Origin of the sequence: Coleofasciculus chthonoplastes PCC 7420, from assembly GCF_000155555.1 — a bacterium.
Classification (GTDB): domain Bacteria; phylum Cyanobacteriota; class Cyanobacteriia; order Cyanobacteriales; family Coleofasciculaceae; genus Coleofasciculus; species Coleofasciculus chthonoplastes_A.
The window spans coordinates 173,189-197,204 of sequence record NZ_DS989841.1 but is presented as its reverse complement, the minus strand read 5'-3'; the positions used below and the strand labels follow the sequence as shown (position 1 = coordinate 197,204).

24 protein-coding genes and 1 pseudogene are annotated in these 24,016 nt (G+C 44.5%); 9 read left to right on the top strand and 16 right to left on the bottom strand.

The window, feature by feature from the left end; all coding sequences use genetic code 11:
• Positions 1 to 377: 377 nt before the first annotated feature.
• The gene (locus tag MC7420_RS38875; RefSeq protein ID WP_198016342.1) at positions 378 to 560 is read right to left on the bottom strand and encodes a hypothetical protein; all 183 of its coding nucleotides are present in this window, start codon (positions 558 to 560) and stop codon (positions 378 to 380) included.
• Positions 561 to 614: 54 nt separating this feature from the next.
• Here MC7420_RS38875 and tnpA point away from each other — a divergent pair, with 54 nt between their 5' ends.
• The gene (gene tnpA / locus MC7420_RS36420; protein WP_071777175.1) at positions 615 to 1,022 is read left to right on the top strand and encodes an IS200/IS605 family transposase; all 408 of its coding nucleotides are present in this window, start codon (positions 615 to 617) and stop codon (positions 1,020 to 1,022) included.
• 266 nt (positions 1,023 to 1,288) lie between these two features.
• Here tnpA and MC7420_RS00835 read toward each other — a convergent pair whose 3' ends face one another.
• On the bottom strand, positions 1,289 to 1,684 hold the full coding sequence (locus MC7420_RS00835) for a hypothetical protein (RefSeq protein ID WP_157452972.1): 396 nt from the start codon (positions 1,682 to 1,684) through the stop codon (positions 1,289 to 1,291).
• Positions 1,685 to 1,877: 193 nt separating this feature from the next.
• Between MC7420_RS00835 and MC7420_RS00830 the strand changes: the two genes are divergently transcribed.
• Positions 1,878 to 2,345 carry a hypothetical protein gene (locus tag MC7420_RS00830; RefSeq protein WP_044204164.1) on the top strand — a complete coding sequence of 156 codons (468 nt, stop codon included), beginning with the start codon at positions 1,878 to 1,880 and terminating at the stop codon, positions 2,343 to 2,345.
• Positions 2,346 to 2,630: 285 nt separating this feature from the next.
• Here MC7420_RS00830 and MC7420_RS00825 read toward each other — a convergent pair whose 3' ends face one another.
• A complete protein-coding gene (locus MC7420_RS00825) occupies positions 2,631 to 3,029 on the bottom strand; it encodes a helix-turn-helix domain-containing protein (protein ID WP_006098142.1) in 399 nt (132 codons plus the stop codon).
• A 255-nt stretch (positions 3,030 to 3,284) separates the two neighbouring features.
• Here MC7420_RS00825 and MC7420_RS34725 point away from each other — a divergent pair, with 255 nt between their 5' ends.
• Positions 3,285 to 4,358 carry a DUF262 domain-containing protein gene (locus tag MC7420_RS34725; protein ID WP_006098283.1) on the top strand — a complete coding sequence of 358 codons (1,074 nt, stop codon included), beginning with the start codon at positions 3,285 to 3,287 and terminating at the stop codon, positions 4,356 to 4,358.
• A gap of 13 nt (positions 4,359 to 4,371) precedes the next feature.
• Positions 4,372 to 5,358 carry a hypothetical protein gene (locus MC7420_RS00815; RefSeq protein WP_044204161.1) on the top strand — a complete coding sequence of 329 codons (987 nt, stop codon included), beginning with the start codon at positions 4,372 to 4,374 and terminating at the stop codon, positions 5,356 to 5,358.
• Positions 5,359 to 5,434: 76 nt separating this feature from the next.
• Here MC7420_RS00815 and MC7420_RS36415 read toward each other — a convergent pair.
• Positions 5,435 to 5,599 (bottom strand): annotated as a pseudogene (locus MC7420_RS36415) (Uma2 family endonuclease); the annotation flags it as partial.
• 143 nt (positions 5,600 to 5,742) lie between these two features.
• Here MC7420_RS36415 and MC7420_RS38870 point away from each other — a divergent pair.
• Complete coding sequence (locus MC7420_RS38870; RefSeq protein WP_006098230.1) at positions 5,743 to 5,913, top strand: hypothetical protein; 171 nt, start codon at positions 5,743 to 5,745, stop codon at positions 5,911 to 5,913.
• A 50-nt stretch (positions 5,914 to 5,963) separates the two neighbouring features.
• Here MC7420_RS38870 and MC7420_RS00805 read toward each other — a convergent pair whose 3' ends face one another.
• From MC7420_RS00805 to MC7420_RS00795, 3 genes are all read right to left on the bottom strand, one after another.
• Positions 5,964 to 6,275 carry a YciI family protein gene (locus MC7420_RS00805; RefSeq protein WP_006098102.1) on the bottom strand — a complete coding sequence of 104 codons (312 nt, stop codon included), beginning with the start codon at positions 6,273 to 6,275 and terminating at the stop codon, positions 5,964 to 5,966.
• A gap of 58 nt (positions 6,276 to 6,333) precedes the next feature.
• Positions 6,334 to 7,644 carry a URC4/urg3 family protein gene (locus MC7420_RS00800; RefSeq protein WP_006098258.1) on the bottom strand — a complete coding sequence of 437 codons (1,311 nt, stop codon included), beginning with the start codon at positions 7,642 to 7,644 and terminating at the stop codon, positions 6,334 to 6,336.
• A gap of 353 nt (positions 7,645 to 7,997) precedes the next feature.
• Positions 7,998 to 9,266, bottom strand: a complete 1,269-nt coding sequence (locus tag MC7420_RS00795) for a GTP cyclohydrolase II (protein ID WP_044204156.1) — start codon at positions 9,264 to 9,266, stop codon at positions 7,998 to 8,000.
• 775 nt (positions 9,267 to 10,041) lie between these two features.
• On the opposite strand from MC7420_RS00795, the gene MC7420_RS00790 reads away from it, so the two are divergent.
• On the top strand, positions 10,042 to 11,370 hold the full coding sequence (locus tag MC7420_RS00790; RefSeq protein ID WP_044204154.1) for an AAA-like domain-containing protein: 1,329 nt from the start codon (positions 10,042 to 10,044) through the stop codon (positions 11,368 to 11,370).
• A 142-nt stretch (positions 11,371 to 11,512) separates the two neighbouring features.
• Entirely contained in the window at positions 11,513 to 15,001 is a 3,489-nt protein-coding gene (locus MC7420_RS00785; RefSeq protein ID WP_006097825.1) for a WD40 domain-containing protein, read from the top strand.
• Between the two features lie 20 nt (positions 15,002 to 15,021).
• Here MC7420_RS00785 and MC7420_RS00780 read toward each other — a convergent pair whose 3' ends face one another.
• From MC7420_RS00780 to MC7420_RS00740, 9 genes are all read right to left on the bottom strand, one after another.
• Complete coding sequence (locus MC7420_RS00780; protein ID WP_006097856.1) at positions 15,022 to 15,900, bottom strand: Rpn family recombination-promoting nuclease/putative transposase; 879 nt, start codon at positions 15,898 to 15,900, stop codon at positions 15,022 to 15,024.
• 127 nt (positions 15,901 to 16,027) lie between these two features.
• A complete protein-coding gene (locus tag MC7420_RS00775) occupies positions 16,028 to 16,699 on the bottom strand; it encodes a Na(+)/H(+) antiporter subunit B (protein WP_006097959.1) in 672 nt (223 codons plus the stop codon).
• Positions 16,699 to 17,304 (bottom strand): DUF4040 domain-containing protein, encoded by a 606-nt coding sequence (locus MC7420_RS00770; protein ID WP_006098009.1) that lies wholly within the window; start codon positions 17,302 to 17,304, stop codon positions 16,699 to 16,701. Before MC7420_RS00770 ends, MC7420_RS00775 begins: the two co-directional genes overlap by 1 nt.
• Positions 17,291 to 17,581, bottom strand: coding sequence for a monovalent cation/H(+) antiporter subunit G (locus tag MC7420_RS00765; protein ID WP_044204151.1), 291 nt, complete (start codon positions 17,579 to 17,581; stop codon positions 17,291 to 17,293). Before MC7420_RS00765 ends, MC7420_RS00770 begins: the two co-directional genes overlap by 14 nt.
• The gene (locus tag MC7420_RS00760; RefSeq protein WP_044204148.1) at positions 17,565 to 17,846 is read right to left on the bottom strand and encodes a hypothetical protein; all 282 of its coding nucleotides are present in this window, start codon (positions 17,844 to 17,846) and stop codon (positions 17,565 to 17,567) included. Before MC7420_RS00760 ends, MC7420_RS00765 begins: the two co-directional genes overlap by 17 nt.
• Positions 17,843 to 18,232: a Na+/H+ antiporter subunit E gene (locus MC7420_RS00755; RefSeq protein WP_006097859.1), complete on the bottom strand. Its 390-nt coding sequence runs from the start codon at positions 18,230 to 18,232 to the stop codon at positions 17,843 to 17,845. Before MC7420_RS00755 ends, MC7420_RS00760 begins: the two co-directional genes overlap by 4 nt.
• Positions 18,233 to 18,279: 47 nt before the next feature.
• The gene (locus MC7420_RS00750; RefSeq protein WP_006098241.1) at positions 18,280 to 19,713 is read right to left on the bottom strand and encodes a cation:proton antiporter; all 1,434 of its coding nucleotides are present in this window, start codon (positions 19,711 to 19,713) and stop codon (positions 18,280 to 18,282) included.
• Positions 19,710 to 20,072, bottom strand: a complete 363-nt coding sequence (locus MC7420_RS00745) for a cation:proton antiporter subunit C (protein WP_006098304.1) — start codon at positions 20,070 to 20,072, stop codon at positions 19,710 to 19,712. Before MC7420_RS00745 ends, MC7420_RS00750 begins: the two co-directional genes overlap by 4 nt.
• 389 nt (positions 20,073 to 20,461) lie before the next feature.
• On the bottom strand, positions 20,462 to 21,901 hold the full coding sequence (locus MC7420_RS00740) for a cation:proton antiporter (protein ID WP_044204145.1): 1,440 nt from the start codon (positions 21,899 to 21,901) through the stop codon (positions 20,462 to 20,464).
• Between the two features lie 264 nt (positions 21,902 to 22,165).
• Here MC7420_RS00740 and MC7420_RS42200 point away from each other — a divergent pair, with 264 nt between their 5' ends.
• Together MC7420_RS42200 and MC7420_RS00735 are read left to right on the top strand one after the other, a co-directional pair.
• Positions 22,166 to 22,321 (top strand): hypothetical protein, encoded by a 156-nt coding sequence (locus MC7420_RS42200; RefSeq protein WP_157452971.1) that lies wholly within the window; start codon positions 22,166 to 22,168, stop codon positions 22,319 to 22,321.
• Positions 22,318 to 23,427 carry an AAA family ATPase gene (locus MC7420_RS00735; RefSeq protein ID WP_006098104.1) on the top strand — a complete coding sequence of 370 codons (1,110 nt, stop codon included), beginning with the start codon at positions 22,318 to 22,320 and terminating at the stop codon, positions 23,425 to 23,427. Before MC7420_RS42200 ends, MC7420_RS00735 begins: the two co-directional genes overlap by 4 nt.
• Positions 23,428 to 24,016: the final 589 nt, after the last annotated feature.

Genomic DNA, 24,016 nt, shown 5'->3' with positions numbered 1-24,016 from the left:
ATAGGGAGTACAAGTTGGTCAACAACAAAATTGCCAACCCCTGATTTCCTGTGCCTTTTGGCTCCAGTGTGTCAGCCTTATTACACTGGTTCTTCGTAACGATGGTTCAGTCGTACCTTCGTATTCCTATCCATGAGTTCTTGCTCGATGGTTGCCGGATTAGGCTTCCAGCATTGCCACCTTTCACCCCCGCTTTAGGCTTTGATAACCAGTCTCAAACCTAGGGGACAAGGTTTTAAAAACCCTGGCTCTGTGTGCTTTTACTCCTGTACTTAGAGAGTAGGACTTGAGAGTTTGCTTTCTCTCACCTACATGGCTATCAAGTTGTCAAGGTTCAGACCTTGCAGGTAATCCTCTATCCATTTCAGGAATAGTTTCTACCTAACGATTCGCACTTGTTGCTCGAAGTAGTCAACGCTATGGTTGAACTTCTGGTACTGGGTAAACCGATTACAGACAGCAGCGTTGTACAGGTCTTTGTGCAACTTACGGTGATACCGCAATGTCTGCTTTTGCTTTTTATTGGGGTATAGCCGAAAATTTACACGTCTTGTTGGCATCGCTGTTCCCTCCTGTTACACTTAAGGTAACAGATTCAGGTGAGGGTATGTCAAGTGAAAGCTAGAAAAGGTTCGCACTCTGTATTTTCTGTTCAACTGCATATAGTATTTGTAACTAAATACAGGCGCAAGATTATTACAGTGGGAATGTTACAGAGATTACATGAAGTGCTTGCCAATGTTTGTATTAAGACAAAGTGTCGGTTAGTAGAGTTTTCAGGAGAAGCTGACCATGTACATCTATTAGTAGACTTTCATCCTGACAACAATTTATCATCTCTAATTGGTAGTATGAAGTCTGCATCTAGTCGAATCATCAGAAAAGACTTTGCTGCTCAACTGTCAAAAACTTATACTAAGTCGGCATTTTGGTCGGGTTCTTATTATGTTGCGTCTACTGGCGGTGCGCCTATTGAGAGAATTAAGGCTTACATCAAATCACAAGACGCACCCAAAAATTGATTGCCTCCGTTCCTCCGGCAATCCGCTATCCCTCCTCACCCTCCTGAGCCTGCGAAGGATCTGCTGAGGGTGAGGACTCTCGCGAACTCGTTGAAATTCTTGTAAGTCTTGTGGATTTTGGACTCTGGATATTTGGGTGATCAGTTCCGTGCGGGTCATTCCCAGACTGGCTGCTAGGTGATTGAGGTTTTCCCAATCCTGGGGTTCAAGCCGTATCCCGACGCTGATCGTCTTCCGGTCTGATTTCGGTCTACCACGTTTGTTTGTCATTCTCCTTCCTCGTCGCTAACCTTGTCCTCTTCATCAAGGTTTTCGCCCGTCTTTACCCTTAATTGGTCAAACAGTTCTTCAAGCTGGCGCTGCCTTTTTTCCAGCCGTTCCACTTCTGATCGGTAATGAGCCAACTGAATCGCGTTCTCCTCTATCAGTTGGCGAAGGATTCCCCCAGAAATCGTTCTTCGGCTAGTTGCGAAAGGTTCTCCTGAATTTCCCCTCTGGCAAATCGCTCCACCAGTTCTGACCTGGTTATTCCCAGTTGCTGCGCTTGAGATTGCAGAAGCTTCCACCCTTTCGGCGTAATCATCAGCGATACGTTTTTTGCGTTTTCTCTGGCTGACTTGGGTCTGCCGCGCTTGCTCGTCATACTTTTTTGAATGTGCCATAACCTGTCTGTGCATTATCTCATATATGCAAATAGGATATTGACTTTTGATTATTACATACATAAAATAAAAATGCCGATTTTTACATACGTCGGTCAAACAAGTTCAGGCGATCGCGTAACAGAGCGCTGCGATTTCACAAGGCGCACAGGGCGGATCGCTCTTCCGTGACAACCTTATCCAGCTTTCGACGATGAAACACTCCGACTGGCTACGCCTTCAATCCGAAGGCGAGAGCATCTGTGCTATCTTGCGCCAACAAGGTTATGTCTGCCGCAAACAGACTCGACGCCTATCCTGGAAACTTTCTAAAACGGGTCAAAACGATTACATGCTCAGATGGCTACCAGCACCCATCAACGAATGGAATTTGATGCCCAAGGATACCAGCCCACAATGGGAACAGCTTTGGCAACTCATTGAACGCACCTTAACTACCATCAGAGGGGAAGCCAGGAAAACTCTGCCCAAACCCACTTCACAACTGGAAAATAACTCCCGCCCTTGGGCAATTATCCGACTCCTACCTGATGCCAGACGGCATACAGTGGCGAGATTTTTCAACCGTCAAGATGCAGAGGATTACCGACGCTTTCTCAAGCGTTTTATACCGGATGCTGAATTTGAAGTTTTTTTCGATGTTCCCAACGAACAGCTTTAAGGCACAACTAATTAAACAAACGATTAAACCAGGAATCAAGCGAAATCATCCCATGCAAGAGGAGGCGATTGAAATCGCTGCTACACAAACAAAGTCCGCCTGCGCGGACTAGGTTATAACGAGGGTAGCATTCCCCGGATTTGGTATTAGAACGCTACTTAATATTAGAGTTGATTTTAAGAGCGATCGCGCTTATTTTGCATTGATGTTGGATGGGAGTGGATGTTGGGTTTCGGCGCGTCAACCTAACCTACAGCGATAGGCGATCGCACTATCCTGCAATCGTTAGATAAACAGCGCTGGCGAAATCTGGAAGTAATCGCCAAGTGCCTTAGCTTGTGCTTTACTAATGAATCGCTTGCCGTTTACTACCTCAGACACTACACCACTCGATCCAATCACACCCACCAAGTCAGCTTGACGAGTACCACTGGATTCCATGATGTGTTGGAGAATTTCATGAGGTGCAGCTTGATCCATCGGATAGTTCTGTTCCTCATAGGCTTCAATCAGCGTTACGAGGAACTTGTGTAACGCTTTCTCCTCTGGAGTTCGGTGTTTGGCAAAGGTTAGCCGTTCTGCCTCTGCTAGGGCACGATCATATTCCGCCTCTGTCTCAATCACTTTGGGCGCGACTTGTGCGAGTAGATGGCGATAAGCGTCTTGGTCAAAAATAATAGCCATTTTTTCACTTGCCTTTCGTCAGGCTTGAATTAGTAGGGTGATCGCCTTAAACTTGAGTGAACAGCGATCGCGCTTATTTTGCATTGATGTTGGATGAGAGTGGATGTTGGCTTTCGGCGCGTCAACCCAACCTACGGCGATAGGCGATCGCACTTAGTACCGCTAGGATAATTATAAATAAATCACGAACGGCTCAAACCCAAAATCTTAAATAGAGATTTTTATCGTTAAACCTATACTACAATCGATAAATTTATGATGAATAGAGCAATTAATTTTCAAACAGTTTCTTGGTTTTGGGATCTTTACACAAGGAAGCTGCTCGATCTCGATCCCCCCTATCAAAGACGCAGTGTTTGGAATCAAGATTACAAGGATTTTTTTATAGATACTGTTCTAAATAATTATCCTGCACCTGCAATTTTTTTGTATCAAGATATTACGGCTGAAGGCATTTCTAAATACAGTGTTGTTGATGGAAAACAAAGGCTATCTACTTTGTTTGAGTTTGCTCAAAACCAATTTCCTGTCAGCGAAACTGCAACTATTACAAACCTTAGAGGTAAATATTTTAAGGATTTAGATACTGAGGTTAAACAAAATTTTTGGAAATATCAGTTTGCAGTTGAATATGTTCCATCTTCAGATGAAGCTATCATTAATAATATATTTGACCGGATCAACCGAAATGTTAGTAAATTAACGCCTCAAGAGCTTCGCCATGCAAAGTTTAATGGAGTATTTATTAACGCAGTGGAAGATTTCACTCAATGGATGAGTAGTGTTCTTTCACCCAACTCCAAATTACCCAACTTTCCTTCAATTAATACAAAATCAAGAAAGCAAATGAAGGATGTAGAATTAGTTGCTCAACTTTTACTTTTCTTAGAGGAAGGAGTCAAATCTTATCGTCAAGAAGACTTGGATAAAGCTTTTAGTGATAGAGAATTTAATTGGGACGATCAAGATGAGATAGAAAATGAATTTAAACACGTCATTCAATTGATAAAAAAGCTTATAGAAAAATCCCCTGATTATATAGATTTGCGGAAAACCAGGCTAAAAAATCAAACTGATTTTTATTCGCTTTTTGCAGCTATTTCAGAATTAAATCGTGATAATTATGATTTTTCAAACAGGTTGCCTGAAGTATCTAGCAAGATAAATGATTTTCTAAAAATCGTTAACTCTCCAGAAGAAAGAACTAATATTCAAGAAGCGCAAGATTATCATGATGCTATTACAAGTTCACCACTTTACTCTAGTGTTGAAAAAACTAAAGTTAGAATTGATATTTTAAAATCTTTAATACAAGGAAATATTATTTAATTTTAATTTGTTAATGATTTATCCTTCAATTTTAGAACGTCGCTATCTAGAATACCTTCCTTTTGTAGAGCAAGTGGCAAGTCGAGTTAAGGACACTATAATTAACTTTTGTGAAAAAAATGGATATGCCTCAACTTATCGAATTAAAACCATTGAATCTTTGGCAGAAAAGATTGAAACAGGTAGGTTTAAAAAATGGTCTGATTTAGATGATTTATTTGGATGTACAGTTATTATACCAACCTTATACAAAGAAAAAAACGTGATCCAATTTTGCCAAAATACTTTTGAAATTGTTAAAACTATTAAAAGAGGACAAAACAAAAAATCTCCCGATAGTTTTCGGTTCGATACAACTAGAATATATGCTCATTTAAAAAGACCAGAAGATGCAATTGCAAATAAACAATTAAATATTTTTGATATTGTATTTGAGATTCAAATAAAAAGTGCTTTTGAACATGCCTGGACAGTTTCAACTCATGAATTAGTTTATAAAAGCTCTACAATTGATTGGAAACGACTTCGTTTAGCCGCACAAATTAAAGCTACCGTTGAACAACTAGATACACTGATTTTGGCATTTGAACAAGCCTATCCTAGTATACAAGATAATGACTATCCTGAAATTAAAAGAAAGCGCCAACTAGCTATCGCGACCCAAGAGCTTTTTGATCAAGGTAAAATTCCCCAAGAACTGAAGCCAAAAGACATGACCCGTTTTTGCGATAACGTATATCGTATTCTTTCTAGTGCTAAGAAAGAGAATAATATGCCAGACGTTATTACATGTATTAAACAAAAAATTAATTCAACACCAAGCAAGCAAATTCCTCTGAGTATATCTTTGTTGCAATATTTCATAGCAATTTTAGTAGAAAATCAAGTTATTGAATTCCCCTTGCCAAAGTATTACTTTCACGTAACCGATGAATTAATTACGCTTTATCCAAAATGTTTTGAAAAAAATGCTAATTCAACTTTCCAATATCATAGCTAACTTCTCTACAAACCTTGAATTTTCCTCCGAAGCTAAACCTTCTTGCAAAACTGACAACACTCTCGCCATATTTCCGGCTAAAACGCAGTGCAGCAGGTAAGTAAACAACTCCTTCAATCAGTTCAGCTTTCTGGAGAGAAGGCATCGCGTTATAACGACGCTCAAATTCAGAACGATTTAAGCGATCACCACTTTCAAGCGCTGGAGGTAAAGACTCTTGCTGGAAGGGAGTTTGAACCATTGATTGCTGTTGTCGCTAGTGTTGATGTCTCTATCCCTAGATCCTATAGCAGTAGACACATCGATTAGGACTTTCCGAACTGTTGTTCCAGACGTTCCGCCGGAACGTCTCTACTAAATGATGTGTCCTAACCGCTATGGCGGTTGCTATATCTGCTATCATCCTATATTCTCACAACTCGACTAAGCGCGATCGCATGGCTGATGGCGAAGACAACACCACTAGGAAATAAGCGCGATCGCACTTATTTGGCGTTAATGTTGGACAGGAGTGGATGTTGGGTTTCGGCGCGTCAACCTAACCTACAGCGATAGGCGATCGCACTTTCCCTAACCCTTAAATCTAATTATCTTCCCGATAAAATTTATTCGGCGATAAACCGATCGCGCCCAATATGAACTTGCCACTCAACAATCCTGGCTGAATCCGCTAACATACCGTCTCGAACGCGAGGGCTACTGTTGACAATTTCCTGCGCCTCCTCTAGATTCTCTGCTTGGATTACCCAAAGCCCTGTTCCATCGTGAGGGAAAAAAGGACCACAGCAAAGCAAAATACCTTGTTCATGTTTTTGACGGAACCAAGCAAGCTGATCCTGATCATGTTCAGGATGCTGCTTTTTGTAGTCGTAATAGTCTGGAACCGTCGCAACAACAACAGCAAATAATTTAGCCATCACTATCTACTTTTCAGCAATAATTGAATAGTTTTCTACTTATTGAATAGTATTTTATTCAAAAAACTGTCCCATCACTCTCAATCTGAATCGGCGGAACACCTCCTTCTCTTAATTGTGCTGCAATCTTTCGTCCGGCTGTCCAAGTCCCACCTTGTAAAACTTTAACTAATGGTAACTGAGTTGCTGTCAAGTTTAGCTGTTTTCGGATAGCTTCGGCAATTCGATCCAACAAACTTACCGTCAGCGCCCGCCATTCGACAATTACTTCAGAACCCGGTAAATGGCGCTGCTGCAAAATAGCCGGATCTTTCACCACAATTAATCCTAAATCAAGGCATAAACCGCCATTGCGATACTCGGCTAATCCGGTGAGTTCGTCTAGTCCAGTAATTTCTAACCCTAATTCTTGTAAGGGTTCTAAGAGGGAGTAACTTAACCACTGGGAAAGTTTGTGAAAGGGGATATAGTGATCACTCGGCTTGTCCCCAGAGAGGGCAGAATGAGACCAGACATCGCCTAAATTCACGCCCGCGATCGCAAGTCGTCCTGACCAAATATCACCTAACCCCTCTAACACAGCCGATAATACCACTTCAGCGGGTAGCTTACCGATAACGTTGGGTTTAGATAAGTTATCGGTTGTTTCCATAACCTTATCTATCAAACTCCCTTCTATCGCTTCTCCCTCACGGGTTGAAAGACTCAGCAAATACTTGACCAAATTACCCGGACGAGGATTTTCCTGACCAAACAATTCCGGATGAGTCTGTAGGGATTCTCCCAAGCGCTGTAATAGTTTTACCCTACCTTCTAAACCTAAAAGGGGATTCGTTGAACTCACCTGAAATCCTTGGGCTAATTGCTCAACCGTTAAGTTTTGTAATCCTTTTGTATCGGCTTGTAAGGGGTATTCTGGGTTACTGGAAAACATACCCTGACAGAACATACGGAAACTAGCAACAGCTAAGCCTTCAGAACGGCGAAACACCTGTCCCGTCTGGGTTTCACAATATTGCCAATCAGCACCCGCCCCCGCATCTAATAAGACACTAACAATGGCTAAATCAAATTTAGTTTGGGCTTTTTGCAGGGGAGTAAGTCCGGCTAATTTTTGTGATAATTCAGCAAGGCGTGGCACATTTCCGACTTCAAAATGCTGCCAGCGACTGTGGAATGGGATATTAAAATCAGGATAGTCATCCTGCATGACTTGAATCACATACCTTGCCACATTTTCTAGCTGGGTTAAATCGCAGCCGAAGTAATGCAACTGGTTTGCCTCAGCGAGATCCAAGACGCGATCGCACCGTTCTCGAATCGCTTGTGGTGTTCTTAGATATGCAATGGTTTGTTGGTCATGCGTCATTTGTTTATGTCATTTGTCATTCGTTATTGGTTCCAGATAACTTGAGTGAAGCGAAGGCTCAAACTTTAAAACGTTTCCATAATTTTTTTATAGTGTGTACCCCTGAATAACTGTCTGTCGGTATAGTTTACTACAGACGCCAGTGCGGGAGTACACACTCTACTTGTGATTAGACACACTTACTGTTCTGAATTTAAGGAAACACTGCTGACTTATGAGGAAGCTAAGTCACTAGATCAAGAATAACAAAGAAGTTGCCTGAAATCAAATCTGCAATCATCTTTTGTTTTTGGCATTTCATTCGTCATTGGTTTTGCTGAACTTCCCAAGTTCCAATAACGAACCAAAAATTATCACAGGAGACTACGCCCTTTAATCGTCGCTAATTTTACTGCATCGGGTGCGGTTGTTTCAGTGTAATAACCAGCCGCTTGTTTGGCAGCAATTTCGACCATGGCATCTTCGGGAATTAAATCGTCAGGAATTGGGATGCGTTTGACAATCTCAATACCCGAACTGGTGATCGCATTGTATTTCATGTCGCTCATGGAGACAAAACTGTCAATGCGAGTAATTCCCAACCAGTGTAGTACATCGGGCATTAGTTCTTGGAACCGCATATCGGGGGCACCCGCCACACATTCAGTGCGGTTGAAATAGGCATCCGCGCTATCGCCGCCTTCTTGTCGCTTACGGGCATTATAAACCAGGAATTTAGTGACTTCACCTAATGCCCGTCCTTCTTTGCGGAAGTAAACCAAAACCCCTGCACCTCCGGCTTGTGCGGTTTGCACACAAACTTCTAAGCCGTGTACCAGGTAAGGACGACAAGTGCAGATATCGGAACCAAACACATCGGAACCGTTGCATTCATCATGAACGCGCACGGCAAGTTGGCGATTGGGATCAGTAATCGCGTCCACATCGCCGATTAAGTAGGCGGTAATCCCACCAATCGGAGGTAGGAAAACCTGTAAATCAGGGCGGGTTACCAGTTCCGGGAACATTCCCCCAGTTTGCTGGAAGAGGGCGCGGCGTAATTCTCCTTCCTCGACGTTGAGTCGGTGGGCGATTCCGGGCAGATACCACACGGGGTCAATGGCGACTTTGGTGACCACTAAACTGCCGTTAGGCTTGACAATTTTACCGTCAACTGATAAACGATTTTTCTGAATCGCCTCTTGGATTTCCGGCAAATTGACATGGGCTTGGGTGACTGCGATCGTGGGTCGAATGTCGTATCCTTGCTCATAGAGATCGGTGTAAACATCCCCCACCATTCCCCCAAAGGGGTCAAGAGACACAATGCGATTAGGGTCAGCCCAACTGGGATGGGGACCAATCTCCACCACTGGAGCCGTATTGGTCAAATCCGCTCGGTGATTGGGATGAAGCGCTCCACTGGCAACGGCTAATGCTCGATAGACGGAATAGGAACCAGAGTGAGTGCCAATCACGTTACGATGGGCAAGGTTTGTCACCGTACCAATAATGGGTCCCCGCTTGAGTGGGTCGATTTCTCCCCAATGCAGGCGAGGGGGTTGTTCCCGGGAACGCCCTGGATGAGAGGTCAAAACAATATGTTTTGGTTTCGACTTCGACAACGGTTGTGATAGTTGCATAATGGCTCCTATGTAGAATGCACCTCAAATTGACGTATGAGTCGTTTAATTGAAGCAAGCTCTAATCATAGCAAGTAGAAATGGGTTCTGCGTGAACCTGATGGAGCTAAATGTCAACACCCTGTTATGTTTTCTTAAAATACACCGGAATGGCTCAGACGTTGTGATACGAGGAACACAGCCACTCGCACGTTTCTTAACGGATACCAATATAGAGATATAGCGGATTCGAGTGGCTCAGGGTTAGGGGATGCGATCGCCTCTATGCATTACTCACATATTTCTTAACATTAGCGAGAGCGATCTCTATAGCTATAGCGCTCTCCCACCCCATTTCTACACAGCCAATTCTCAATAAAGACAGAATTTATGTCCAGGTAGTTAGAGGGATCAAAAATTCTGGAGGAAACAGGCAGGCTGTTGACGAGTCCTGAGCAAAACCGTTACATAAATATACATCTTTGTTTACACAAACTATTTTTTTTTAGCTTTGATAAGCGGGAACAGAGGTAAACGTTGAAGATCCCTCGACTACGCCAATTGTATTTGATCCGCCAGAGAGATTTTTTGGAGCCGTTCGTCAGGGAACTAAGGAAATTATGCCTAACTATTAAGGTGAAAATTATTAAAAATATGTTTTATTTTGTAAAACTTAAGCAAGGTTGACCAAGTTAGGCGCAAAATATCGGAAAAAGTCAGGTTACGGCTGAAAACGGCTCCCGAAAACAATAAATCTGATAAAATTTCAGAGCAAGGATCAGCGCTAACTTTCGCCATGGACTCCCAATCGCAATTAACCTGGCATCAAATTAAACAAGCGGCTAACCAAGCTTTGTCTGTCAACACAGGCAGCTACTTGAGTGATGTTGAAGAAAAAGTCTTGCGCGGGGCTTGGGAGGATTACAGTTATGAGCAAATTGCCGAACAGCATAACTTCACCGTAAATTACATCAGAGGAGATGTCGGACCCCAGTTATGGCGTAAGCTGTCTACAGCGTTAGGCGAGAAAGTGAGTAAAACTAATTTTCGGGAACCGTTAACGCGAGGACTTGCTAAACTATCACAACCCGTATCCTCACCGAAGATAGAATATCCCAATGGACCTGTACCCCTACGTTCTCAGTTTTATGTAGAACGCCCTCCCATTGAATCGGATTGTTATCAGACGATTTTGCAACCGGGGGCACTGATTCGGATTAAAGCGCCCCGTAAGATGGGAAAAACCTCTCTCCTGGATAGAATTATTGAGTATGCTGAGATGCAAGGGTATCGTACCGTCCGTTTAAATCTGCGACAAATTGAGCAGGCAAAATTTAGTGACTTGGATAAGTTTCTGCGCTGTTTTTGTGCCTGTATTAGCGATAAATTAAACCCTGCGGCGGTGCTGTCTGATTATTGGAATGAAGACCGAGGCAGTATGCTCAGTTGTACTCGCTATTTTGAAATGCTTTTGGCACAAGCAGAGAGTCCATTAGTTTTAGCCTTGGATGAAGTAGACCGAGTCTTCCAATATCCAAATATTGCCACGCACTTTTTTCCCCTCATCCGCAGTTGGCATGAAGAAGCGAATAATCTAGAACTGTGGGAACAACTGCGCTTGGTGGTGGTTCATAGCACGGAAGATTATGGCTCTTTAGATATTAATCAATCTCCATTTAATGTTGGTTTACCTGTGCCATTAGCGGAGTGTACTTCTCAACAAGTGGAAGATTTGGCACAGCGTCATCCTTTGGATTGGAATTTGCAAATTGGCAGTGAAGGGCTTGTACCGTTACTGGCAACGGTAGGTGGACATCCTTATTTAGTGCGATTGGCACTTTATGAACTAGCGACTAAACAGATAACATTGGATGAATTATTACAAGATGCGGCTACAGATGCGGGAATCTATAGTCAACATTTGCGTCACCACTTAGCCACGTTGAAAGAACATCCAGAACTGGCTAACGCCCTGGAAAAGGTGGTGAATGCAACTGAACCTGTGCCATTAGATACAATGCAGGCGTATAAGTTACATAGTATGGGGTTAATTGAACAGCAGGGGAATCAGGTTACACCTCGATGTCAATTGTATCGGCAGTATTTTCGAGAACATTTGAATTAGTCATTTGTCATTTGTCATTTGTCATTCGTCACAAAATTTGCAATTTAGTCAGGGCGGGTTTCGTTACATCTGGGTGAAAGAAGAAACGATAGTTGTGAAACCCGCCCCTACATAAGAATAAAAAAATAGCAGAATTTAGACTATGAGTGTATTAACCAGAACAGAAAATTATTACAAAATCGGCGGCAGCTTAAAGTATCAACACCCCACCTATGTGAAACGCCAAGCTGATGATGAATTGTATGATGGATTGAAACAGGGGGAATATTGCTACGTGTTGAACTCGCGGCAGATGGGCAAGTCTAGCTTGCGCGTTCGGATGATGAAAATTCTCAAAAGCGAAGGCATAAAATGTGCGTCAATTGATATGACTCGGCTGGGAAGTCAAACGACGCCAGAGGCATGGTATCTGGGTATTGTTTCTGAGTTGGTGAGGAATTTTGGTCTATCGACTAGGTTTGATGATATTGCCTGGTGGAAGCAACATGAGATATTATCACCGTTACAACGTTTGAATTGGTTTATCGAGGATGTGTTACTGACTCAGTTTGATCAAAATCTAGTTGTTTTCCTGGATGAAATCGATAGTATTATTAAACTCAATTTCAAAGACGACTTTTTTGCCTTTATTCGTGCCTGTTATAACCAACGCGCCGATAATCCGGATTATAATCGCCTGACGTTTTGTTTATTGGGAGTTGCCACGCCTTCCAATTTAATTGATGATAAAAAACGCACTCCCTTTAATATCGGGCGTTCGATTCAGCTTGGTGGGTTTCAATTTGAGGATGCCAAAGCCTCGTTAATTCCTGGGTTTGTCGATAAAGTTGATGATCCGGAAACGGTGTTAAAGGAAGTATTGAACTGGACAGGCGGACAACCTTTTCTCACCCAGAAATTATGTTATCTGATTGGTAAGTATAGTCAAAGCCGTACCCCCGATATTGCCCAAATTGTCCACACTTATATTCTGGAAAACTGGCAATCTCAGGATGAACCGGAGCATTTACGAACGATTCGCGATCGCCTGCTGAGTAATGAACAACGAGCAGAGCGTTTGCTAGGGCTGTATCAGCACCTTTTGCAACAGGGACAAGTGGCGGTGAATGACCATCCAGAACAGATGGAATTGCGCCTAAGTGGGTTAGTGGTTAAACAGCAGCAAACCTTAAGGGTTTATAATCGCATTTATCAGACTGTATTTAACCTGCAATGGGTTAATGAAAAACTCGCTAACTTGCGACCCTATTCAGAAGCCATAACTGCCTGGTTTGCATCCAAGGGTCAGGATAATTCCCGACTGTTACGCGGTCAGGCGTTACAGGAAGCAAGACAATGGGCGGCTAATCAATGCTTAAGTGATCAGGATTATCAATTTTTAGCCAAAAGTGAGCAATGGGAAAAATGGGAAGTTGAACGCGCTTTAGATGCTGAAAAGAAAGAGCGCAAATTAGTCCTATTAGAGATGCAAATTGCTCAAGAGAAAATTAAACAGGCACAGGAGCAAGCACGACGGGAAAAATGCCAAAATCGGCTTAAATTTGCCGTGACTTGGGCTTTGGTTCTGGCGGTTGCCACAGGGACTGGTTTTTACGTCCGCCAACAACTGAAACAGACTTATACCGAATCCCTGGAGGAGCAAATAAAAAAAGCAGGGGATAGCGCTTTGCTTAAGTTTGAGTTAGGGCAACTTGAGGCATTACTGCAAGCCATGAAAGCGGGGCATACCTTGGCAACGTCATTTGGTGAGCGTCCCTTAGTCAACTATCCCACAACTCGTCCAGTGTTAGCGTTGCAAGAAATTCTAAACAATATTCAGGAACGGAATCAACTGCATCATCAAGGTAGTGTGGAAAGCCTCGCCTTTAGCCGCGATGGACAAACCATTGTCACGGCTTCCCTGGATGGCATGATTCTTATGTGGAACCGACAAGGAAAACCCATCGGACAATTGCCGGGACATCCAGCCAGAGTCACCAGTATTGCCATTAGTCAAGATGGACAACGTATTGCCAGCGCCTCAATTGATGGTACAGTTCGCTTATGGCATCGGCAAGAAAATGGAATGCAAGAATTGCCAAAACAGCAGGGTTGGGTGAGAAGCGTTGCCTTTAGTCCCGATGGAGAGTTAATTGCCACGGCGTCATCGGATCACACGGCACGTTTGTGGGATATTCAGGGTAATTTGTTGCAGGAATTTACCGGGCATGAAGATGAAGTAACCCGTGTTGCTTTTAGTCCTGATGGACAGTTTATTGCCACAGCATCATCGGATCACACGGCGCGTTTGTGGGATATTCAGGGCAATTTGTTGCAGGAATTTAAAGGACATCAGGGATGGGTGAGAAGCGTTGCCTTTAGTCCCGATGGCAAGTTTATTGCTACGGCGTCATCAGATCACACGGCGCGTTTATGGGATATTCAGGGCAATCTGTTGCAGGAATTCAAAGGACATCAAGGACGAGTGACGCAGGTGATGTTTAGCCCCGATGGGCAGTTTTTGGGAACTGCTTCTATGGATGGTACGGCTCGCCTGTGGGATTGGCAAGGAAATGTGGTACAAAACTTAAAAGGGCATCAAGGTTTAGTGACAGATCTTGCCATGAGTCGGGATGGTCAAATCATTGTTACGGCTACATCTGATGGCATTGCCCACCTGTGGACGCGATCGCACAATCAGCCGTTGCAAGGACATCAAGATGGGGTCACTCATGTCACTTTTAGCCCCGATGGGCAGTTGTTGGGGACAGCTTCATCTGATGGTACAGCTCGCCTCTGGAATCGGCAAGGGAAATCCATCCTGGAATTCAAGGGACATCAAGGGAGTGTCACAGATATCACCTTTCGCCCAGATCAGCAAATGATTGCTACTGCCTCATCTGATGGCACTGTTCGTTTATGGGACATCCAGGGTAAATTGCAAAGACGCTTACCCAACCATTCCGGCGGCGTGGCACAAGTGGCATTTAGCCCCGATGGACAACTGATTGCCACGGCTTCTTCCGATGGTATTGCCCGCTTATGGGATATTCAAGGGAATCTACTGCAAGACTTGATCGGACATCAAGGGTGGGTAAGAAGCCTCGCCTTTAGTCCCGATGGAACGCAAATTGCCACCGCTTCATCCGATCGCACGGTTCGCCTCTGGGACTTGCAAGGTAATCTGCGACAGGAATTGAAAGGACATCAGGGATGGGTTAAAAGTGTCGCCTTTAGTCCCAATGGAGACTATATCGCTACGGCTTCCATTGATGGCATAGTTCGTCTCTGGGATACTGACGGAAACCTAGTCAAAGAACTCAACCAGCATCCCAGTGGCATAACCCATATTGCCTTTAGTCCCGATGGAACCCGGATTGCCACTGCCTCATTCGAGGGTATTGCCCGTTTATGGGATTTACAGGGAAACCTAGTACAAGAAATTAAAGGACATCAAGGTGCTGTAGTTAGTGTTACTTTTAGTCCAGATGGAACCCAAATTGCCACGGCTTCATCGGATGGCACCGCCCGGATTTGGCAGGTTGAAGGGTTAGGGGAATTACTCTCCAGAGGGTGTATCTGGTTGCAAGATTATTTGGTGACTCATCCCGAAGCACGAGAGGAACTCCAGGTTTGTGATTTTAGGGAATAGGGAATTATTAATAACCGATATTAATTATCTAACCACTGCTCCAAGTCGTCCAAGGTTGTAAATGTCAAAATTGTCTCAACTAAACGGTCTAATTGTTCCAAAGATAATTGTTCTATTTTAGCCTGAACCTCTGGAGGAACAGCGCCAAACTTCTGTCGCATTAAAAGTGAAACTAATTTTAAACTTTGCTCAACTTTGGCAAAATTAATCTCGCCTTTCCTATCTCCAATAAACACTTCCTGCTTGTGCAACTCCTCTAATTCTTTATTGCTTAAGTTAGCACGGCTGGCAATATTTAGGGCTTCTCCTATTTCTGGTACTGCCGCCAGAGACTCAGGAATTATGTCTAAACTGGGGGCGGCTTTGAGGAAATAAATCCACTTGTCGCTAAGGGTTTCTAATTCTGATAGTTCTTTGTTAAATTTGGGTAACTCCAGAAAAATTAGTGTTAACTCGTCTCGATAGTTAAATAGCTGTTTTTCCTCCTTCAGTCTAAATCGGTTAATCATTTGTGCGCTATTTTTAAACAAGAAAAAATCGGCAATTGTTAAAGCAATGAATGGACGCAATGTTGTATATTTTTCTCCCATGTCTAACTGATTTGCATAAGCTTTGGCGATATTGTAGATTACTCGTTTCTCAAAAGCTTCGACGTTTAAAACTTGCATCTCTATGATTACCGTAGACCCATTATCTAAAACTGCCCTGACATCTAGATAGGTATCTTTAAGCGTGCTGGTACTGCCCGGATTATAGGGATCGATTATTTCTAAAGATTTTATGGTGTTTTTGCCTTCGTAAACGATGGCGTTGAGAAAGCTGATGAGAATTTTTTGGCTGCGGTTTGAGCCGAAAATCTTCTTGAAAGCAAAGTCAGTTTTTGGACTAATGAATCTCATGATTAGCTCTCGCACAGCCAGATAAAGTTGGCGATCGGCTTCAATCCTTGCCAGTGCATCTCGGTAGTTTAGGAATTGACCGGAAATAATGGGTCAATATACACAATCGATGCTACCGAACTTGATATCACAATAATCCCCGATAATGAACAAAAACTAAAATAGCAGCCCAGGAACCCAAGGCGACTTTTACGGCGACAAGGATATTGAGCAGGGGGATAATCCCGCCACTAAGCAGTGTGCCTAACTCTCCCTGGGGTAACTCGATTCCAGCTAGCGTGATCACCGCCAGGACAATGAAAACCAGCACCGAAACCTTCTCCCATCTAGAGGCGTGCCAACGCTTATAGATTTCCTGCATCCACTCCGTTGATGAAGTAATCGCCACCAAACCGATCGCGGTTCCCCCAGCTACCCCAGCGGCAAACCCACCACCAGGGCTAAGATGTCCCCGAATCGCTAATTCGATACCCACCAACGCGGAAATGGTTGCTCCCAGACGCGCCAAAATCATCGAGGGTTGATCGGTAAACTGATAGACAGTGCAGAACGGCTTTTCATCCGCCAGCAGAAACCGCACACCCATAATCGCGATCGTAAATACCACCACTTCAAAGATCGTGTCATACAACCGATTCCGGAAAATGATACCCGAAACCACATTGGACACGCCACTGTCTTCTACAACGGCTTCGACGATAGAGATATCTGATAAATCCGGTGCCAAATTGGACATATTGGGCGTGATTAGGAATATGACGTACAGCGCTATCCCGGCTGCAATGTAAACCCATTTCATTAGTGTTTCTCCCCTGAATCTGGTGTATTGATATAGGTTAAATGTGTCGCGGCTGACGACAGTTCGGTTCGGATGATGTCATAGAGACGTTGAACCCGAGTCGCGGTGTGATAAGATGGCGTCTCAGACTCAGGTACTGTCGGGTCTTGATGCTCCAGTTCTGATAAGTGCGATCGCGTACAGGTGGCATGAACTTCTTTTTCCATCAGCGCCCGATGTAACGCCTGCTGATCCGTATAGGGGACTAACTCGACACGCATATAATGCTTGCTAAAAATGCGGCGTAAATCATTCATCAGTTCCCCAAAATGCTGCTCAACTTCTTCCTTAGTTGGCACTTTATCGCCACTTTCTTCCAGTACACCAAGACGCAGGGTTAAAGATGAACGCACCGCCACGGCATACAGCGTAATCGCCAGCATAGTACCCACCAAAGCTTCGGTCAACGCCACATCTGCCGCCCCCAAAACTGCATAAACCAATGCCGCCACTGCTCCCAAAATGCCCCGAATTACCAAAGCATGGTAAGGATTCACCTGAAAGACCAGCATACAGGCAGCCAACGGCAGCAGCGCAATAATCACATAAATATCACTCTGATTCATAGTCCAATTCCTCCCCACTACTCGAACAATATGCCAACACATACCCCAGCACCGTATTCCAAATCGCCAAGGAGATAATGGCGAGAATCAGTAGGGGCCACTCACTGGGTATTTTTAGCAACAATCCAACGATAATACTCATTGAACCAAGAGTATCTGCCACCGAAAGAGTATGCAGCTTAAAGAGTACAGATCGGTGACCAATCAACGGAAAAGTTCCCCAAAACCAGAAGACAATTCCTAACCCAATACAGATATAACTAAGCACGTTGATCATAGTAGGACTCTTTCGCTAAATCATTGATTCGTTTAAGGATATGTGCCAACAACATTAATCCAGCATTTCCCACACTCAGGATGATTACCCCAACCACTCCAATCATCCAGTCGTCTCGTAAGACAGAAACAACCAGAATCATAATAGAGGTTTTGGTGGCAATACTGGCAAATGCCAACATTTTTTGCCAAATATCATCATCCTGCCATGCCTCATACATGGGGATAAGTAGCGCCAAAATCATGCTAATTAAAATAAAATTCATGTTCGTTTTCTCCGGCTAATTCTGTGGACTTCATACGACCCTTCCTCGTGGTATTTTAAAACAATAGTTTTGGGCGTAAACGTAATTAAAAATATATCGAGAAAAATGAGTCCCGGTGTGCGCTGGGGTTTAACTCGTTCCATAATTACATCTTCGTACTTATGAGGACGGAACATAATTTCAAATGCCTCAAAATACGCTTGGGGAATCGCCACAAGTACCTCACCCAGCACCCGCAACCAATCCTTTAAGGATTCCGAAGTTTTGGGGCGTCCCGGCAAAAGAAGGGCGACAGCGATGCCAATAATGATATTTGGCACACTCAGACTAGCGGTGAGCAAAAACCAGATGGCTAATCGCAATATCAAATTCAGATGTCCAATCATATTTTGTCATTAGTCATTGGTCATTGGTCATTTGTAATACTTTGAGATTAAGCGAATACCATCCCAAACAGCAGCAGCAACATTAAACTCATCAGCCCAATCAGATGATCAAATTGCTCAAGCATACGAGGGAGTTTGATGGCAAGTCGTTTGAAAATCAAAAAATATGCCAACCATCCAAGTGCGATAGTGACTAGGGGTTTCACGATATTCTTAACCGTATACGCCTCGTAATACACAGCATTTGCTAAAATTAAACCCCCGATTAATATAATCATGGCTAACCAGAAACTGGGCTTGACATTTCCCTCTCCTTGTGGGTTGTGAGGCAGGAAAATGAATTTGGCAAAGGATATTGCCGTTCCCAAAGCCGCAATATTCATGCCAATCACTTGCCAGGGCAAAAGATTTTTCATCGTCAAAACCTTCGCCCCAAAGCCAGACAATAGGGGAAAACCTGAGATAGAGAAACTAGCGATAACTAAAGCAATCCAAATTGAGGTATTAATCGGCTTATGGTGCAGTTCTTTGAGGTTACGGCTGGGTAAGGTTCCCGCTATTAAGAACAGCGCTGATTTAACTAACCCGTGGGTTAGCCCATAAAAACCACCGACTTCGGGTGCTGCTAGGACAAAGCCTAACTGCGAAATCGTGTGAAATGCCAACATTCGCTTGGTATCTTTTTCAAAGACGGCATAACCGACTCCTAGCACCGCTGTGCCTACACCGAAGATTCTGACAATGGGATCAACCTCTGGCACCATCAAAGCAAAGCGCATCAAGGGAAACACCCCAGCTTTTACCACAACCCCCGATAGCAACGCCGACACCGGTGTCTCGGATTCCGAGTGGGTTAAGGGTAACCACAATCCCGATACAAAGATACCCCCCTTACTCAACAGTCCCAGAAAAATCAGGGCAATTGCCTCGATGGGAGCATTGCTTAAACCCTCATAAGCAAAAGAATAATTCGCCTGATACACCAACCCCGCACCCATCAGATAAAACAGCATTGCTACGTTGCTGATCAACAGATAGCGTAACCCCACCCAAATCGAACGGTTCGTTCGGGGATAGGCAATTAACAGAAATGCGGCAATACTAATCACCTCTAACGCCACGTATAAGCTGATGAAATCGGCACAGACAAAGGCGGCATTGACACAGCCGTGTAAAATAATCATCTGTGTAAAAAAGAATGCCGTCTTATTCGTGTGCCAACAATAGATGATAACGGCGCTTGTGACCAAGGCATTGGTCACTATAAAAAAAGCGCTCATTTCGTCAGCGATTAAGGTGACGCCGAAACTATCCAATAATGGCAGGGTTAAGGTTGACTGAGCCACAAATAAGTAAGATGCATATCCAGCCGAAGCTAGGGCGACGCCCAGTGCGAGATATCGGTCAAGTCTGGGGAACAGATAAATGCTGAACCCCACAAATAGCGGTAGTGCAATCCAGGCAATCGTCAATGTACTCATGGGGTGTTGTGCTTCTCAATCTCGCTGCTTTCTAAAGTCGGATGATCCCGTGCTAGCTTCATCACACCGACTAGCATTAGAGCTTGAATCGAAAAGCCGATCACAATCGCGGTTAAGATCACCGCTTGGGGAACTGGATCAGAGTAAGCGCCATTTTCGACGTGGGAAATAATCCCATTTTCGACGGGAATAATCGGTGTGAATAAGGCTTCTCCTTTTCTGGATGCGATCAGCACGTAATAGGCAATAACCCCCGTACTCATCACATCCATGGAGATGATCTTCATCACCAGGTTTTTTTTCAGGATGATGCCGAAAAATCCGCACAGGATGGTGGCAAATATGCAGGCTTCTAACACGGGTATGCTGTCCTGGAAAAAGGTGCTAAAACATATATAGCACGTTTTAATAGTGCTAACCAAGGCTGACACTATTGGAAAGTGTCAATGCCAACGATAGACTCATCATGCCATATCAACGGATTGGTTTGAGCTGGGGAAGCTGGGGGAGCTGGGGGAGCTGGGGGAGCTGGGGAAGCTGGGGGAGCTGGGGGAGCTGGGGGAGCTGGGGAAGATGAGGAAGGTGGAAAAGAAAAAATTGGGTGGGGAAGAAGTTAATTTATAGCACTACGCACTCTAGTTAGGACATAAAAGAAAACTTCAAATCGCTTTGACCCTGAAGTCCGAGGTGTTGCCTATTGCCTATTGCCTATTGCCTAGCGCGTAGCGCTATATCTCCCTAATCTCCCTTATGCCAATACCATCTTGAACAGAAGAATCAACCCTAGACTCATCACTCCCATGAATCCGATCAGATGCTCCAATTGCTCAAGCATACGGGGTAGTTTGAGTACCACTCGTTGAAAAATCAAAACGTATGCTAACCAGCCAACGGCGATGATTGCCAGGTTTTTGGTGATATTTGCTAGGGTGTATCCTTCTAAATACATCCCGCTTGCGGCAATCAGCCCACCGAGCAGTAGTAGGATTGGAGTCCAGAAACTGGCTCGCACAGGCTTCCCTTTCCCATGGGGTAGAAGGATAAATTTGGCATACACCATCGCAGTTCCCACCGCCCCCAGGTTCATGACTATCTCTTGCCAAGGTAGGACGTTTTTCAACGTTAATACCTTCGCGCCAAAGCCGACAAATAAGGGAAAGCCCGAAATCGAGAGACTAGCCATGACTATGGCAATCCAGAGTCCAGTATGCATGGGCTGCTCTTTAAGTTCCTTAAAGTTTCGGCTGGGTAAGTTACCCGCGATCAAAAACAGCGTTGATTTCGCCAATCCATGGGCTAGGGCAAAAAAGCCACCAACTTCTGGTGCAGCGAGTATCCAACCTAATTGGGAAACGGTGCTAAACGCTAGCGTGCGCTTGGTATCTTTTTCCAAGACGGCATAACCGACTCCCAGCAGCGCAGTTCCCACACCGAATAGTCTGATAATGGGATCGATCGCCTCTACCATCAAGGCAAAGCGCACCAGGGGAAACACGCCTGTTTTCACCACCACCCCCGATAGCAGTGCAGATACGGGTGTCTCGGATTCCGAGTGGGTTAAGGGTAACCACAATCCCGATACAAAGATACCCCCTTTACTCAACAGTCCCAGAACGATCAGGGCAATTGCCTCAATGGGCGCATTGCTTAAACCCTCATAAGCAAAGGAATAATTCGCCTGATACACCAACACCGCACCCACCAGATAAAACAGCATTGCCACATTGCCGACAAACATATAACGTAAAGCCACCCAAATCGAACGATTGGTTCGGGAATAGGCAATTAACAGAAATGCGGCAATACTAATGACTTCTAACGATACGTATAAGCTGATGAGATCGGCACAGAGAAAGGCGGCATTGACACTGCCATGTAAAATAATCGTCTGTGTATAAAAGAAAGCTGACTTATTCGTGTGCCAACAATAGAGAATAACGGCGGTTGCTACTAGAGCATTGGTCAATATAAAAAAACCGCTCAATTGGTCAGCGATTAATGTAACGCCGAAACTATCCAATAATTGCAGGGTGATCGGCGCTTTAGCTACAAATAATAACTGCAACGCATATCCAACCGAAACCAGGGCGACGCCCAGTGCGAGATATCGGTCAAGTTTGGGGAACAGATAAATGCTGAACCCCACAAACATCGGTAGTGCGAGCCAGGCAATCGTCAATGTACTCATGGGGTATTTTATTTCTCAAGCTCGTTGCTTTCTAAGGTCGGATGATACCGTGCTAGCGTCTTTTTTAAGATGATGCCGCAAAATCCGCCCAGAATAGTGGCAAATAGGTAGGCGGCTAACACGGCTATGCTTTCCGGTGAAAAGGTGCTAAAACATTTATAGCACGTTTTAATAGTGCTAACCAAGACTGACACTATTGGAAAGTGTCAATATCAACGATAGACTCATACCACACCAACGGGTTGGTTTGAGCAGAGGATCGACATGATAAAACATGCAATAGCCGGATTAAAGAACCGATTCGTGGCAAGTCAATACTTAACCTCAGCCCTGAGTCACCGAATGCCGTTGGCGGCTAAAGGACTGAAGGTGTACCGCCGGAACCTTTCTACTCTTGCGATCAGGACACTAAAACCGTGACCATTTTGGATGTATCAACACCGTTTCAATTGGTTGGACGGCAAGCGCAATTCCAGCGAATCATCCAGGTGTTAGCCCATGAGGGCAACCTGTTGATTGTGGGAGTACCGGGAAGCGGACGGCGGAGTCTGGTACGGCTAGCGGCTCGGGAAGTTGGTGTGAAAATCCTGGAAGTTGACTGTATCCGGGTGACTGATGGTCAACGCTTCGTCCAATTGTTGTGCGAGAGCATCAATCAGACGTTTCTCAGTACAACGGCTCACGCTCTCATGCAAGAGTGGATCGAACACAAGGCGGCTGAATTATTTGTCCTCAAAAATAACGGACGAGGTAGAGCGCAGCTAAAACCTGTTCGGGTAAAGAGTCAACAGCAGCAATGGAAAGCATTTGAGGGATTACTGGAACTCCTACAAGAATTAGCCGAATCGACAGGTGAACGGGTGGTGCTAATTTTGGAAAGCTTTCCCCATATTCGTTCTTGGGATCGTCATGGGGTATGGGAAAATTTTTTGAAGCAAGAGATCGAGCGTCAGACTCAGGTGAGTTATGTATTAGTAGCAACGATCGCGGAAATTAGCATTCATCCCGATGAACTGGGAAATAGCTTAGAAATCGTGCAGCTAGCCCCCTTAGCCGATGATGTGGTGGCGGCTTGGGCGCAGGAGGTTCTGCATGTCGAAGGGCTAACCTTCGATCCGCGATCGCAAGCCTTGGAATTGTTTGTCAATGCGGTGCAGGGACATTTAGGCGATGCTTCCGCACTGGTACGACGCCTCCAGTCGGTGCGAGTAGCTGATGGATTAATTCGCGATCGCCACATCCAGCAGGCAATTCAAGATCTATTATCCGACCTATCCATGGTTTTCGAGTCATTACTGATGCTGCTTCCGGCGAATCAGGCGCATCTGTTGGAATCTCTGGCGTTAGATCCGACGGACAAGCCGCAAAGTCGCGATTATATCCACAAACATTACCTATCCAGAGGGGGGAGTCTCCAAGGCGCGATCGCGGGATTACAACACAAAGGTTTAATTTACGGCTCCGAGCAAAATTATCGACTGGCTCTCCCTCTGTTGGCATTGTGGCTGCGCCAGCGCTTGAGTTAATCCTTTTCTGGAGCTAGATCAGGGCACGATACCATCCATCCGCGTCAACTTAAGGTAGAAAGCAATGCTGGCAAGGTTTTAAGCTGTGTCTATCTACTCCTTGACATTTTCCCCCTCATCCCCTAAACCCTTCTCCCTCCCTGGGGAGAAGGGGAACCGGATTATCTTATCTTGCTCCCCTCTCCCGTGCAAAAAAAGCGAAGCATCCTTAGTCCTCCTTTGGAGAGGGGCTGGGGGTGAGGGGTTGAGCTTAAGTGAACACGGGTGGATACTATCGTGCCCCTACCCAATCAATTATCCCTGCCTTGGGTTGAAACTGTTGCTGCCCGATTGGATAAGAGTTTTAGTCCATTTTAATGGAATTGAGCTATTAGCCCGGAGTTTGAACTCCGGGCAGGTGTAGGGACTGAATGCTATATTCAGCGTATCAGCGCCTATCTTTTAAGGTGGGATTATGACTCAAGAACTAATTGACCTCAGAACTAGCATCGTAGAAGGACGCTATACAGATGCTTTGGCGATTGTGGATGAATTAGAGGGGATGAGTAACAAGCAATCCTCCGTAATATTGAATCGTTATTCGGCAAAA